This window comes from Pantanalinema sp., assembly GCA_036704125.1.
In the GTDB taxonomy this organism is placed as follows: Bacteria; Cyanobacteriota; Sericytochromatia; order S15B-MN24; family UBA4093; genus JAGIBK01.
Map to the genome: position 1 here is coordinate 46,315 of DATNQI010000054.1, position 13,081 is coordinate 59,395.

Below are 13,081 nucleotides of genomic sequence, written 5' to 3' on the forward strand. Positions count from 1 at the left end.
TTTCAGAAGGGCGCTCAGGCGCGCGCCAGGGCGGGATCGGCCACTTGGGCCTCGGCGAAGCCCTTCGCGCGCAAGAGGCACGAATCGCAAGCGCCGCATGGGACCTCGGCGCCCTGGTAGCAGGACCAGGTCAGGCCGTAGTCGGTGCCGACCGCGAGGCCGTGCCGGATGATCTCGGCCTTGGACCAGTGCAAGAGCGGCGTCTCGATCCGGATCGGATGGCCCTCGACGCCCGCCTTGGTGCCGAGGCGCATGGCTTCCTGGTAGGCCTGGATGAACGCGGGGCGGCAGTCGGGGTAACCCGAGTAGTCGAGGGCGTTGACCCCGATGAAGATGGCCTCGGCCCCCTTGGCCTCGGCGTACGAGGCCCCGAAGCTCAGAAACAGGATGTTGCGGCCCGGCACGTAGGTGACGGGGATGCTCTCCTCCATCTCGGCCACGTCGCGGCCGGTGGGCACGTCGAGATCCGCCTGGGTCAGGGCGGAGCCTCCCCAGCGGGTGAGGTCGAACTTCATGACGATGTGCTCGGCGGCTCCCACGGCCTTGGCGACGGCCCTGGCCGAGTCCAGCTCGCGCGCCAGGCGCTGACCGTAGTCGAAGGAGAGGGCGTAGATCTCGTAGCCCTGGGCCTTGGCCAGATAGGCGCAGGTGGTGCTGTCCAGCCCACCCGAGAGGAGAACGACGGCTTTCTTCATGACTAGATTCCTCGCTTGTCGCCCCAGAGGAGGCGATGGAACTGGGGCAGGGCGCGCCACTGGTACGCAGCCCAGAAGGGATCGGCGAGCAGGTGGTCCTCGACCATGGAGCGCATGCCCTCCAGGTAGTCGCCCGCGCCCTGCTCGGAGTTTCCGACCGGCTGGAGGATCACCGGCACCTTGCGCTCGGAGACCTGCGGGAACTCGGAAAGCAGCTCCTTGACCACCGCCAGGTCCTCCGCGCCGTTCACCACGAACTTGAGCTGGAGCTTGCCAGGGTAGTGGGCGAGGAACTCGCCGATGACGCGCCTGTTGGGCTTGTGGCCGCTCGAGCCCAGCTTGGGGCTGATGCTCCAGAGGTCCACCCGGTCGTAGGGCTTGAAGATGGTGCCGTTGGTCTCGACGGTGACGTGGCGATCACCGACCAGGGCGAGCACCGGCGAAAGGTCCTGCATCATGGGCTCGCCGCCCGTGAAGACCACGTCGTTGGCGTGGACCTCTTCGAGGATCCGCGCGGGGGACATCTCGATCCCCTCGACCCTCTCGCCTTCCTTCCAGGAGTAGGTCGTGTCGCACCAGGCGCACGACAGGTTGCAGCCGAGGAAGCGCACGAAGGTGCTGGGCACGCCGATCCGGGTGCCCTCGCCCTGGATGCTGGTGAAGATCTCGCAGATCGGGTAGGTGGCGCTCGCCACGGTCATGGGACTAGGCCTCCTCGAAGCGGCACCAGGAGTTGGGCCCTTCGTGGACGGTCACGGCGCACACCTCGGGGATCTCGGCCTTGAAGCGCTCGAAGAAGTGGCGCGAGAGGCCCTCGGCGGTGGTCTGGATGCCGGGCAGCTCGTCGTTGAGGTAGGTGTGGTCGGGCAGGAGGGCTTCGAGGGCCTTGAGGGCGTTGAAGTCGATCAGGATGCCCAGGGCGTCGAGGTCGGCGCCCTTGACCTCGACGTCCACGAAGTAGGTGTGGCCGTGCAGGCGATCGCACTTGCCCGGGTGACCCGGGATGCGGTGCGCGGCTTCGAATTTGAGGCGTTTGGTCAGCTTGTACATGCCTCCCATCTTATCAGATGAGAGGATGAAACCCCAGTACTGGCCTGGATCTCCGGGGGACGCTCGCTAGTATCCGAGCGCCTTGCCGCCCTTGCGGGGGTCCGCCCACCCCTCGAGGGTGCCGTCCGGCTTGCGCACGATGGCCTGGGCATCCCCCAGCGGCCGCACCTTGATGGTGTGCCCCATGGCCATCAGCTCCGAGAGGACCTTGGGGTCGAAGCCGTCCGGCTCCACGTCGATCTGATCCGGCAGGCCCTGGTGGTGGAAACGGGGCGCGACCACCGCCTGGCGGGCGTTCATGCCGTAGTCGAGGACGTTGAGCATGACCTGGAGGGTGGTGGTGGGGATGGTCGAGCCGCCCGGCGAGCCGACCGCCATGAGGAAGCGGCCCTTCTCGTCCAGGACCAGGGTGGGGGACATGGAGCTGAGCATGCGCTTGCCCGGCGCCACCGCGTTGCGCTCGCCCTGCACCAGGCCGTAGAGGTTGGGGGTGCCGGGCTTGGCGGCGAAGTCGTCCATCTCGTTGTTGTAGAGGACGCCCGTGCCCTTGGCGACGATGGCGTTGCCGTAGGCGCCGTTCAGGGTGTAGGTGTTGCTCACCACGTTGCCCTGGCTGTCTGCGACGACGAAGTGGGTCGTCTCGGGATGTTCGGCGAGGCCCGGCATGCGCGAGTACTCGGGGGTCGCTCGCGCGGGGTCGATGGTGGCGCGGCGGGCCTTGAGGTAGCTGGGGGCCATGAGCTGCTTGAGGGGGTTCTTCACGAAGTCGGGATCGCCGAGGTATTCGTTGCGGTCCGCGTAGGCCCGGCGCTCCACCTCGGTGACCAGGTGCATCATGGGCGCGGTGTGGTAGCCCAGGCCCTTGAGGTCGTCGCCTTCGAGCATCTGGAGGATCTCGGCGAGCAGGATCCCGCCGGAGCTCGGAGGCGGCATGCTGATCACACGCTTGCCCTTGTAGGTGAAGGCGATGGGCTCGCGCCACTTGGCCTTGTACGCCGAGAGGTCCGCCTCGGTCATGATGCCGCCGTTCGCCGCCATGTCCTTGGCGATCGCCTTGGCCACCGGCCCGGCGTAAAAGCCGGCGGGGCCCGCTTCGGCGATCCGGCGCAGGGTGGCGGCCAGGTCCTTCTGAACGAGGCGATCGCCCACCGCCAGGGGGTTGCCGTCCTTGAGGAAGATGCGCGTCGCCTCGGGGTCGCGCCACAGATCCGCCTGGTACTTGGTCAGCGAGATGGCGAGGCCCTGATCGACGGCGAAGCCCTTCTCGGCCAGGGCGATCGCGGGCTGGATCAGCTGCTTCCAGGGCAGGTGCCCCAGCTTGCGGTGGGCCTCGTACAGGCCGCGCACCGTGCCCGGCGTGCCGGTGCCCAGCCGATGGGTGAGGCTGAGTTCGGTCAGGTTGCCCTGGGCGTCGAGGTACATGTCGCGGTGGGCCTTGGCCGGGGCCGTCTCGCGGTAGTCGAGGGCGTAGGTCTTGCCCTTGGCGTCGCGAGCGACCATGAAGCCGCCGCCCCCGATGTTGCCCGCCTCGGGCCAGGTCACGGCCATGGCCATGGCCACCGCGACCGCCGCGTCGAAGGCGTTGCCGCCCTTCTTCATGACGTCGATGCCGACCTGGCTTGCGATCGCCGACACGCTGGAGACCAGGCCGTGCGCGGCCCGGACCGGCTCGCCCGTCGCCTGGTAACGCCAGGCGCTGGGGATCGGCGTCGGACTCGCGGCGAGGGTGGCGCCGGGGGCGCTTGCCAGGGCGACGAGGACCAGGGAGGCAGCGATGAGGGCGCGTGACACGGGAGCGTCTCCTTCAAAAGCAAGCAGGGCTCCAACATCCTACCCGGACTTTTCAAGCACGGCCAGGCATGGTAAATTAATTACGATGAATCGTTACTGAATCAAAATCCTCGTCGACGCAATCCCCTCATCGCCTTCAGGAGGTCGCGCCATGACGCAGCCCACCCTCAGAGCCCTCGCCTGCCTGCTGGTCGCCGTCGCCGGGGCCTCGTGCGCCACGCCGGCCCAGAGCACCAACCCCGCCCGCACGTCCCAGTCGCGCCTGAGCGCGCAGGGGACGACGAGCGGGGTTCACGACTTCAGCCCCGACAACTGGAGCCTCTCGGTCAAGCGCAAGGATCGCCTGCAGGTCTACATCGCCGAGACGCCGGACTGGTACGAGGTGGTGGAGCAGGAGCTGCCGCGCTCCCAGAAGGACTTCAACACCCTGAAGGAGGCGATCGCCTATGCCAACCGGCAGTACGCCGACTGGCCGCTCATCTCGCTCGATCAGTAGGGAGGGGGCGCCTAGCGGCAGGTCAGCATCAGGAACTCGGTGCGGCGATCGCTCTTGGCGAACTCGCCCTCGAAGGCGGTGGTGATCATGGTCGAGCCTTCCTTGCGGACGCCCCGGCAGGTCATGCAGCCGTGGACGCCCTCGACCAGCACCGCGGCCCCCCGGGCGCCCAGGTGGGTCATCAGGGCCTGGGCGATGTGCTGGGTCATGCGCTCCTGGATCTGGAGGCGGCGCGCGAAGCAATCGACCAGGCGCGCCAGCTTGGAGAGGCCCACCACCCGGTCGGCGGGCAGGTAGGCGATGTGCGCGATCCCGTCGAAGGGGAGCATGTGGTGCTCGCAGGTCGAGTCGAAGGGGATGTCCTTGAGCAGGACGAACTCCTGGTAGCCCTCGACCTCCTCGAACGTCGTCGAGAGGATCTCGGCGGGATCCTGGTGGTAGCCGGCATAGATCTCGCCCCAGCTGCGCAGGACCCGGTCGGGAGTGTCCTTGAGGCCTTCGCGATCGGGATCCTCGCCGATGGCCTCGAGCAGCGTCCGAAGCGCTTGACGTGCGCGCTCCTCTCGACTCATCGGGACTTGGGTTTCGATCGCCACGTCGGCCTCCTGTTCTGACCCTGTTCTTGCGCCTTGGCGCTGGATTCCGAGCCCATGAGCGGGCGCCGGGCCCATTATACCTCGATTCACACGAGAGGAGGCGCCAGGTGATCACCCTTCAAACCCTCGCAAGGACCTTCGCTTCGCACCGGGACGCGCGCAGGCTCGACCTGCTCGAGGCGCGCTGCCGCGCACGCCTCACCGGCCGCCCCTACCTGCTCGGCGAGCGGGCGCTCTTGGCCCTCTGCCTGAGCGAGGCCGGATCCGAGACGGCCGCGCTGGTGGAGTGGGACGAGAGCATCTGGTGGGCCGAGCGCTTCGGCCACTGGAGCCTGCTCGCCAGTTGCCTGGGCCTGATGGCCCCCTACTTCCCGCGCGAGGCGCTCGCCATCCTGGACGGCAGCAAAGGCGCGTTCCCGCTCGGAGCGCGCCGCTACTGGAGATCGCGCCTTCTCGGCGCGATCCGGCGCCACGCCGAGGCCCGGGCCGCCATGCCGAATGTGATCAGGGCCACCGACAAGCGGTAAGATCGGTTGCTAGTTTGAGGCTCGGGAAATAGCCCCCAGGAGGAACTGATGGAACCATCAAACCATGGAACTCCCCAAGGGCGTTCAGGACGGTCGATCTTCGACATGGCCGAGATCCGCAGCGGTAGCGGCTTGGGCACCGGCCGCGCGGCGGCCCGCGGCGGCTCCGCCGAGCGTGCCCCCGAGGCTCCCCAGGATCGCCCCCTGGAGCGTCCCATCGAGCGCTCCACCGAACGCCAGCCGGATCCGCGCACCAAGTCGGTCTCCCTCACCGATCGCCAGCTCGCGCTGACCATCGGGGCCATCGAGCACGTCATCGGCGAGATGCGCCGCCTGCCCGGCACCGAGGCCACGCTCAAGGAGTTCGAAAGCTGCCTGTACCCGCTTCGCCAGGCCCTCGCGATCCTGCCGCCGGCCCCGTCCAAGTAGGACCGAGCGGCAAATCGATCCAGGCCAAGCAGCAGCTCGGGCAATTCTTCACCCCTGCCTCCCTCGCGGGTTTCGCGTGGGAGGTCGTCGCGTTGCTGCAATCGAACGGCGCCTCGCGCCGCCCCTCCCTGTCGCGCGGCGGGCTCGAGCCCGCCATGGGCGCGGGGGTCTTCCTGCGCGAGGGGCTTTCGCGCGGCCTCGAGGCCTCGCGCCTGGTCGGCGTGGACATCGACCCGGAGCTCGCCCCGCACTGGGAGACCCTTTCCCGGGAGCATCCCGGCCTGCGCCTGGTGAGGGCGGATGCGCTCCTGCCCCACGAGGCCCTCTCGGGCCCCTTCGACGTGGTCATCGGCAACCCGCCCTACGGATCGGCGGGGCTCGAAGCGATCGCCTCGCCCGCCACCCCCCTGGATCGAGCGCTGGCGCGCAGCATCCAGGAGGCGTACGACATCCACCGCAAGCCGGGCAAGCCCGTGCGCGCCGGGCGGCTCCACACCTTCCCCATCGAGTGCCTCTTCGTCGAGCGCAGCCTGCGCCTTTGCGCCGAGGGAGGCTTCGTCGCCCTGGTCCTGCCCGAGGGGATCCTGAGCAACCAGCGCCTCCAGCACGTCCGCGACTGGGTGGAGCGCCACGGCTCGGTCCGCGTGGTCGTCTCGCTGCCCCCGGGGGCGTTCCGCGCCGAGGGGACGGCGGCCCGCACCGCCCTGGTCGTGTTCGAGAAGACCACCGACCACCGGCCCGCCATGCTGTTCGAGGCCCCGCGCGCCTCCGCGCTCGGTGGCATCCTCGACGCCATCCAGGCCAGGCTCGGCGGACGCGAGGCCTCGGCGACCCTGGTCCCGTCTCTATCGGGACAGCGCTGGGACCCCGGCTTCTGGAACCCCGCCGTCTCGAGCCCCCTTTCCGCGCTCGAAGAGCGCCATGCCCTCGCTCCATTGGGGGATTTCCTCGCCTTCATGACCTACGGCCCCATCGTCACGGGAAAGCGGCGCGAGGCGCCCCCCGGCGAGGTGGTGATCCTCAACCAGGGCGAGCTCGGCTTTTCGGGCCTGGACTGGCGAAGCGCGCGGCGCTTCGCGGCGGGCTCCGCCCACGACCCGCCGCGCAGCCGCCCGCTGCCGGGGGACCTTTTGTTCGCGCGATCGGGGGCGGGCTCGCTCGGCAAGGGCCGCATGGCGGTGCTGGACGAGGCGATCCGGGCGAACGTGGGGTGCTTCGTGGACATCCTGCGCTTCGACGGGCTCGATCCCCATTTCGCGTGGCTGTATCTCGCCTCGCGCTTCGGGCAGGGGCAGATCCGGCGCCTGATCAACGGGGTGGCCACCCCGAACCTCTCCTTCAGGGCGATAAGGAGCCTGCGGGTGCCGGTGCTGCCCCTCGAGGACCAGGAAACCCTGGGGCGGCTCTACCGCGAGGGGGTCCTGCCGCTGCACCGGGCCATGGTGCTGCCGGGCGCCGGGACGCTCCAGCGCAAGGCCGCGGAGGATGCCATGCGCGAGGCGATCGCCGAGTTCGAGGCCCGCCTCTGCCATGAATAGGTCGGAGTGATCCGCCCTCTCGCGGAGATTAGACCAGAAGCAGGTCGAACAGCTCGCGACGCCCCGGCGTGCCCTCCACGTCGGTGAACTCGCTGAGGATGAGGCCCGCCTTCGGGTGGTAGGTGTGGCTGCTCGAGCCGTTCTCGTTGACGGTCGAGAGGCGCAGGCAGCCATGGAAGCGCCCCGCCTCGACCTCCACCGGCCCCTCGACGAAGTAGAGCTGGAAGCTCACGGTGGTCTCGTCCAGCTCCTCGGTCCAGGCGCGCTCCTGGATGGGGAAGCGCCAGATCCAGTCGTGGGCCACCAGGTTTCGCTTGCCCTTGACCTCGGCCGCGACCCCTTCGGCGGTGCGGATCACGTCGTAGGTGTAGCGATCGCCCCGGGCCTCGCGCTGCTCGATGGTCGCGCGCGCCACGGCCCCCTCCTGGCCCGCGAGGACCTCGAAGGTCCCGAAGCCGCTCAGCTCCCCTTCGATCGTCTCCTTGAAGACCGCGAGGTGGCCCGGCATCATGAGGAAGTAAGAGGCGACCTCGCCCGGCGCCGCGGCCTCCCAGTCGAGCGCATGCCGCGTGGCCTCGGAACCGAGGCGCACGCGGCGCTCCGGGTCGAAGCCGCAGGCTTCGAGGGCGAAGGCGAGCAGGGCTGCTCGATCGGTGGGGACTTGAAGAGACGGTTCGCGCATGGGCGCAACTCCTTGGAGAAGAGAATCGGGTGAAATGGGCTAGAGCGTCCATGGCATGCTAACACGGCCCCTCGCGCGCGGCGCAAAGCAAGGCGTGATCCATGTCATCAATAAAACTCCGTTACAAACCGTAAAGGTTTATATCTTGTTATAACGCTTGTGACATGGTTATACTTGGAACGCTCGGTTACCCGAAGCTCCGTCCCCGGCCCATTCGCCGCCTCGTCCTCGCCCAAACCGGAGGCCACTCGTGGAAGAGACCCGCAGCACCGGCGACATCGCGCCGGCCGTCAGCGCTCGCATCACCCCGGAGGACGCGCAGTACCAGGACGTGGTGCAGCGCCTGTTCACCAGGCCCGAGGCGCCGGGCCAGGACATGCGCCAGCCCGAGGATCGAGACCCGTTCAACTTCAACCTGATCGCCAACGTGAGCCACGAGCTGCGCACGCCGCTGTCGACCATCGCCGGCTTCGGGTCCATCCTCGACGACGACAGCATCGGGTCCCTGAACCCCTTGCAGCGCGACTGCGTCCGCAAGATCCTCGAGGGCAGCGAGACCATGCTGCGGGTCGTCTCGGACCTGCTCGTGTTCTCCCAGCTCGAGGCCGACGCGTACGTCCTCCACCGGACCATGGTCGCCCCGGTCGAGACGGTCCAGGCCGCCCTCATGGCCATGCAGCCCGTCCTCGACGCCAAGCACCAGCGCCTCGAGGTCAAGCTCGACCTGCCGCTCCCTTCGCTCTACGCCGACGGCGATCGCCTGGTGCAGATCCTGAGCAACCTGCTCGACAACGCCTCGCGCTTCACCCCGTCGGGCGGCCAGATCGCCCTGCGCTGCGGCAAGGAGGGCAACGACCTGGTGATCGAGGTGACGGACCACGGCATCGGGATGGCCGACGAGCACCTGGAGCGGATCTTCGACCGCTACTACCAGATCCGCGACCAGCGCGCCAAGCGCACGGGCGGCACCGGCCTGGGCCTGGCCATCGTCAAGCGCCTGGTCGAGCTCCACGGCGGGGCGATCGCGGTCGAGAGCGCCCCGGACCGGGGCAGCCGCTTCATCGTGAATCTGCCCGTGAAGCGACCGTAACGCTTTCCAGCAAGAAGGGCCGCCTCTTGGCGGCCCTTCTTGCTGCGATGAGAATGCTTGGCTTGCGCGCTGGAGCGGGGGATCTCCCGATTTAACTTGAATCCTCTGACTTAATCCATTAAATTAGAGGTTGAAAGTTCTGAAAGGAGGTGCAAAATGTCTCCGCGCCGTCACAGCTCGGACGAGTTCCTCTCGCAAGAACCGGCACTCGACCGAGCAGCCCGAAAACCCGCAGGGCGCCGCAAAGGGCCGTTCGCAGGCCTGCCCGTCGTTTTGCAGCGGCGCCTCCAGCAAGCCATCGATGACTACCGCGAAGAGACGGATGCGGCAGAGCACCGCAAAGCGGAAATCGAGCAGGAGTTCTTCGGGCGCGCCTTCAGCCGGGAAGAACGCCTGGAACTGCGCTATGCCGCCATGATGAAAGAAGCCCGGGCCCGTGACCGTCTGTTGGAGAGCGCCTGGAACACCCGAAAGGTCCAGGAGTTTCTCGGTGGGGTGAGCCACCAGACCCCTCACGATCGACGCCACAGCGGGACGCTTATCGCCATCCTGGACAGAGGGGAATGGCGCTATCCCGACTGGCAGTTCGATGCCTCGGGGCCTGACCGTGTCGTTGACGGGCTTCCAGACATCATTCGCGCCCTGCCGGTCGGTACACTGGCCAAGATCCGCTGGCTCAGCGAAGCTAACGACCTCTTCGGGGAGCGTAGCCCGATCGAGGAGCTACGCGCCGGCAACAAGGAACGCGTCTTGTACGAAGCGCAGCGACTGGAAGCCGAGTGATGCCGCCCATCCCCGCTCCACCTCCCACCCCTCTCCCAGGCAAACCGGCGTTTCATCCCCTCGAGGCCGAGCAGGTGATTTACCGGATCTTCAACGCCAAGCGATCGCCGGTGGACTTTCGACCGAAAGGCCCCAGCGATCGCTTTGATCACCACCGTGGCCCCGGTCTTGCGCTCGGATTTGAGCCCCGGGGATGCGATGCCGCGCGCGATCCGGAACGTCGCGTGCTCTACGCGGGGATCGACCTGACTTGTTGCTTGGTAGAGCGCTTTCGGGAGACCAGGGTCATCCAAGGCGGCACCAATGCGCTTGCCAAGCTTCGGGTGACGCGGTCCCTCAAGCTGCTCGACTTGCGCGGCATGGGGACGCTCCGGAACGGGGTGACAGCCGAGATTGCCAAGGAGCCGGACCGGCTGGCGACCCAGGCATGGTCGCGCTACTTCGTGGGTTCAGGCATCTACGGCAACTTGGATGGCATCGTCTGGCCAAGCCGGGTGGTGGACCTGGACACCTTCGTGTTCTTCGAATCCGCCGATGGCGCATTCGAGGTTCTCAGGACGATCCGCCTGAACGACCCGCTCTTACGAGCGCCGATCGATGCGCTCGTCTCCCGAACCGCCTTCGTCCGGGAAACGAATTTCTACTGAGTGCCACGAGCCTGTGGGCAGGACGCGAAGCGCAAAGAGAGCGATCATGGCGAGCGCTTTGCTTACCCCAGACCCCGTTGCAAAAGCGCGCGCTCAAGATTCACGAAAGGGACGCGCTCCTGCTCGAGACGGACGCGATCGGCGATCGCGTCGTCACGCAGTGCTCGAAAAAGCTCCTTTTCCTCGGGAAACAGGCAGTCGAGCTCACCCGTGAATCGCTTATCCGCTGGCTCTTTCCCCCACAGGGATTTGTGCGCGAGCAGGGTCTCGCGATCCATCAGCATCGATTGGACGTGCGGGAAGATGCTGCGCAGCTGGGAGAGGATGGCGAAGCCGTGGGTGTCGATGTCGCCCCAGTAGTGAATCGCGACGCCCTCGAGCCACGGAACCTCGGACAGGGATCGGATGCCATACCCTAGGCCGAACACCACCAGCGCCCGGGGCACCGCAGGGAAGCACAGCCCGTTGGTCTTGTTCTCGGTGACGAATACCCGCTCCACGCCTAGCGCGAGCCGTGCAAAGTCGGAGAGGGGCACCGAGACATCCGTCATCCCCCCGAGCGCAAGGCGCTCGTCCAGGATGCGAAAGCGCACCAGGGGCTCTTCGGATCGCAGGCCGTGACGACGCTCGAAGTCCTGGCGCCGCACCCCCTTCACCGTCTCGTCCCAGGCGTCCGGCGGGAGCACCCTGGCGAGGAGCTCGTCGATCAGGACCGTGTGCCGCTCGATGAACTTGGTGTCGACCCCCTCGATGTCCAGCTGGCGCAGGTAGAGACCGGGACGGGGGTTGCGCTGGAAGTACGCGCAAACCGTAAGCAGGCGCGACCACTCCTCGGCGTGCTCGAGCGCGATCATGGGCCTGGCGTCCAGGAAGGCCTCGAGGGCGGGCAGGCGATCGCGCGTCTCTTGCGCGATGGCGCGGAACCTGGAAAAGGCCTGCTGCTTGGCGACGAGGCGCAAGAAGTCCGCCTCGGTCTCGATGAGGGCCTTCTGGGGGATGCGCTGGGCCCCGAGCTGCCGGTGCTGCACCACCTGGTCGACGATCCGATAGCCGTGCCCCGTGCTTTCCTTGCTCTGCGCGCCGAGGTCCTCGATCCAGCGGCGGACCTCGGCGAAGCGCGACAGCACCTCGGCGCCGCTCGGGGGTCTGAGGCCGATCTCGACGGGGAAGAAGGCCTCGCCCGCAAGCCACGCCTGCAAGAAGCGCCCGCCGTCCCAGAGCTTGCGCGCCCGGGCCTTGATATCGGCGGGGGTCAGCGCGTTCACGGCGCGACGACCCCCGCCGTGTCGCCCTCGCGGGCCTTGCGCTCCTTGTACTGCGCGATGGTCAGGCCGAGGATCCTGGAATCGCGCCCTCCCTCGTTGTGGACGAAGTGGACGCTCTTCACGTAGTCCTCGATGACGTGGATCTTCTGGAGGGGGGTGACGATGAGCAGCTGGAGGTTCAGCTTCCTGAAGAGCCCCAGGCCGTAGCGGGCCGACTCGTCGGATCCCCGGCCGAAGGCCTCGTCGATCATCACGAAGCGGAAGGTGCGCGATCGCACCTCGCCCCACTCCAGGCCGAACTGGTAAGCCAGCGCCGAGGCCAGGATGGTGTAGGCCAGCTTCTCCTTCTGGCCGCCCGACTTGCCGGCGGAGTCGGAGTAGAACTCCTTCTCCGTCCCATCCTCGCGCCAGCGCTCGCTGGCCGAGAAGACGAACCAGTTGCGGACATCGGTGACCTTCTGGGTCCAGCGCCGGTCCAGCTCCGAGGTGCCCTCGCGGCCGTTGAAGCGATCGATGAGGGCCTTGACCTGCAAGAACTTGTGCTCGGCGTAGAGCTCGTCCTCGCCCCCTCCCAGGGTGTCGCTCAGGCAGGCGAGCAGCTCCTGGCGGAAGGAGCGGATCTCGGGGTCCTGGGTGCGATCGCCGACCAGCTCGATGTAGGTCCCGCTGGCGTACTCGATCTCCTTCAGCGAGCGATTGATGGTGGCGATCTTGTCGGCGATCCCCTGCCGCTCGTTATCGAGCCAGCTCTGGAGCAGGGCGATGCCGTTGATGGTCCGCTCGTTGAGCAGGGTCTTGAAGTTCTGCTCGTGGCGCGGCAGGTCCTCGCGCCGCAGGGTCGCGAGCATCTCGCGGTACTCGGGCTCGGCCTCGATGCTGGCGTCCACCTCCCGCGTCTCCTGGGGGTAGCGCTGCTTGTACTGGGCCATCCTGAGCAGGAGGCCCTTCTCCGACTCCGCGATGCGCTTGGCGAGCGCGTCGAGGCGCCCCTGCAGCCACTCGCGCATCTCGGTCTGGCTCTTGTCGCAGTTCTCCACCGAGAGCTTCTTCTCGCCCAGGGCCTCGGCCTGCATCTCGGCCAAAGGCGGGAAGAGGCGGGCTCGCTCGGCCTCGCTCAGGCTCGAGAAGAGCTCGGTAGCCTCCGCGTGCTGGGCCTGCTGGGTGTCGAGCCGGGTCTTCTGCTCGGCGTGCGCGTACTGGGTCTTGCGCTGGAGCCCCTCGGCGGTGAGGATGCCCCGCTCGGCGGCCTCGAGCTGGGCCTGCAGGGTGCGCAGGACGTCGGATCCCGCCTCGAGACGGCGCTTCTCCTCCTCCAGCTCGACGATGCGGGCGGCGAGGGGCTGCCAGTGGATCTCCTGGAAGTCCTCGAGCTTGAGCACGTCCCGCAGGCTCTCTCGCCGCGCCTGGACCGCGTCGAGGCGCGAGGCGTCGGCCACCAGGCGCGCCTTCACCTTCTCGCCCGCGGCGCTCAGCTGCGCCTGCTGTGCCTCCA

General features: G+C 67.8%; 15 protein-coding genes. 7 read left to right on the top strand and 8 right to left on the bottom strand.

What is annotated here, in order from left to right; genetic code table 11:
* Positions 1-14: 14 nt before the first annotated feature.
* From queC to ggt, 4 genes are all read right to left on the bottom strand, one after another.
* Positions 15-695, bottom strand: a complete 681-nt coding sequence (queC, locus tag V6D00_08685) for a 7-cyano-7-deazaguanine synthase QueC (GenBank protein ID HEY9899242.1) — start codon at positions 693-695, stop codon at positions 15-17.
* 2 nt (positions 696-697) lie between these two features.
* Positions 698-1,396: a 7-carboxy-7-deazaguanine synthase QueE gene (locus V6D00_08690; protein HEY9899243.1), complete on the bottom strand. Its 699-nt coding sequence runs from the start codon at positions 1,394-1,396 to the stop codon at positions 698-700.
* 4 nt (positions 1,397-1,400) lie between these two features.
* Entirely contained in the window at positions 1,401-1,745 is a 345-nt protein-coding gene (locus V6D00_08695) for a 6-carboxytetrahydropterin synthase (GenBank protein ID HEY9899244.1), read from the bottom strand.
* A 66-nt stretch (positions 1,746-1,811) separates the two neighbouring features.
* Positions 1,812-3,536, bottom strand: a complete 1,725-nt coding sequence (gene ggt / locus V6D00_08700) for a gamma-glutamyltransferase (GenBank protein ID HEY9899245.1) — start codon at positions 3,534-3,536, stop codon at positions 1,812-1,814.
* A gap of 151 nt (positions 3,537-3,687) precedes the next feature.
* Here ggt and V6D00_08705 point away from each other — a divergent pair, with 151 nt between their 5' ends.
* Entirely contained in the window at positions 3,688-4,032 is a 345-nt protein-coding gene (locus V6D00_08705) for a hypothetical protein (protein ID HEY9899246.1), read from the top strand.
* Between the two features lie 11 nt (positions 4,033-4,043).
* Here V6D00_08705 and folE read toward each other — a convergent pair whose 3' ends face one another.
* On the bottom strand, positions 4,044-4,628 hold the full coding sequence (folE, locus tag V6D00_08710) for a GTP cyclohydrolase I FolE (GenBank protein HEY9899247.1): 585 nt from the start codon (positions 4,626-4,628) through the stop codon (positions 4,044-4,046).
* A gap of 107 nt (positions 4,629-4,735) precedes the next feature.
* On the opposite strand from folE, the gene V6D00_08715 reads away from it, so the two are divergent.
* Genes V6D00_08715 through V6D00_08725 form a run of 3 tightly spaced genes read left to right on the top strand, consistent with a single transcriptional unit; the run spans position 4,736 to position 7,122 of the window.
* A complete protein-coding gene (locus tag V6D00_08715; protein ID HEY9899248.1) occupies positions 4,736-5,155 on the top strand; it encodes a hypothetical protein in 420 nt (139 codons plus the stop codon).
* Positions 5,156-5,203: 48 nt separating this feature from the next.
* Complete coding sequence (locus V6D00_08720) at positions 5,204-5,584, top strand: hypothetical protein (GenBank protein HEY9899249.1); 381 nt, start codon at positions 5,204-5,206, stop codon at positions 5,582-5,584.
* A gap of 17 nt (positions 5,585-5,601) precedes the next feature.
* A complete protein-coding gene (locus V6D00_08725; protein ID HEY9899250.1) occupies positions 5,602-7,122 on the top strand; it encodes an N-6 DNA methylase in 1,521 nt (506 codons plus the stop codon).
* Positions 7,123-7,150: 28 nt separating this feature from the next.
* On the opposite strand, the gene V6D00_08730 is transcribed toward V6D00_08725, so the two are convergent.
* On the bottom strand, positions 7,151-7,804 hold the full coding sequence (locus V6D00_08730; GenBank protein ID HEY9899251.1) for a hypothetical protein: 654 nt from the start codon (positions 7,802-7,804) through the stop codon (positions 7,151-7,153).
* Positions 7,805-8,054: 250 nt separating this feature from the next.
* On the opposite strand from V6D00_08730, the gene V6D00_08735 reads away from it, so the two are divergent.
* The 3 genes from V6D00_08735 (at position 8,055) to V6D00_08745 (ending at position 10,324) form a co-directional block, all read left to right on the top strand.
* Positions 8,055-8,894: a HAMP domain-containing sensor histidine kinase gene (locus V6D00_08735; protein ID HEY9899252.1), complete on the top strand. Its 840-nt coding sequence runs from the start codon at positions 8,055-8,057 to the stop codon at positions 8,892-8,894.
* 156 nt (positions 8,895-9,050) lie between these two features.
* Positions 9,051-9,677, top strand: a complete 627-nt coding sequence (locus tag V6D00_08740) for a hypothetical protein (GenBank protein HEY9899253.1) — start codon at positions 9,051-9,053, stop codon at positions 9,675-9,677.
* Positions 9,678-9,751: 74 nt separating this feature from the next.
* On the top strand, positions 9,752-10,324 hold the full coding sequence (locus tag V6D00_08745) for an RES family NAD+ phosphorylase (protein HEY9899254.1): 573 nt from the start codon (positions 9,752-9,754) through the stop codon (positions 10,322-10,324).
* A gap of 62 nt (positions 10,325-10,386) precedes the next feature.
* On the opposite strand, the gene V6D00_08750 is transcribed toward V6D00_08745, so the two are convergent.
* Together V6D00_08750 and V6D00_08755 are read right to left on the bottom strand one after the other, a co-directional pair.
* Positions 10,387-11,589: a Wadjet anti-phage system protein JetD domain-containing protein gene (locus V6D00_08750; protein ID HEY9899255.1), complete on the bottom strand. Its 1,203-nt coding sequence runs from the start codon at positions 11,587-11,589 to the stop codon at positions 10,387-10,389.
* A partial coding sequence (locus V6D00_08755) for an SbcC/MukB-like Walker B domain-containing protein (protein HEY9899256.1) occupies positions 11,586-13,081 on the bottom strand: 1,496 nt, incomplete at its 5' end. The genes V6D00_08755 and V6D00_08750, both read right to left, overlap by 4 nt.

What these genes read in the sequence shown, in the direction of transcription:
- V6D00_08730 (HEY9899251.1), bottom strand. Translation starts at nt 7,804, where the DNA reads ATGCGCGAACCGTCTCTTCAAGTCCCCACCGATCGAGCAGCCCTGCTC.
- V6D00_08740 (HEY9899253.1), top strand. Translation starts at nt 9,051, where the DNA reads ATGTCTCCGCGCCGTCACAGCTCGGACGAGTTCCTCTCGCAAGAACCG.
- V6D00_08690 (HEY9899243.1), bottom strand. Translation starts at nt 1,396, where the DNA reads ATGACCGTGGCGAGCGCCACCTACCCGATCTGCGAGATCTTCACCAGC.
- V6D00_08720 (HEY9899249.1), top strand. Translation starts at nt 5,204, where the DNA reads ATGGAACCATCAAACCATGGAACTCCCCAAGGGCGTTCAGGACGGTCG.
- V6D00_08695 (HEY9899244.1), bottom strand. Translation starts at nt 1,745, where the DNA reads ATGTACAAGCTGACCAAACGCCTCAAATTCGAAGCCGCGCACCGCATC.
- V6D00_08705 (HEY9899246.1), top strand. Translation starts at nt 3,688, where the DNA reads ATGACGCAGCCCACCCTCAGAGCCCTCGCCTGCCTGCTGGTCGCCGTC.
- queC (HEY9899242.1), bottom strand. Translation starts at nt 695, where the DNA reads ATGAAGAAAGCCGTCGTTCTCCTCTCGGGTGGGCTGGACAGCACCACC.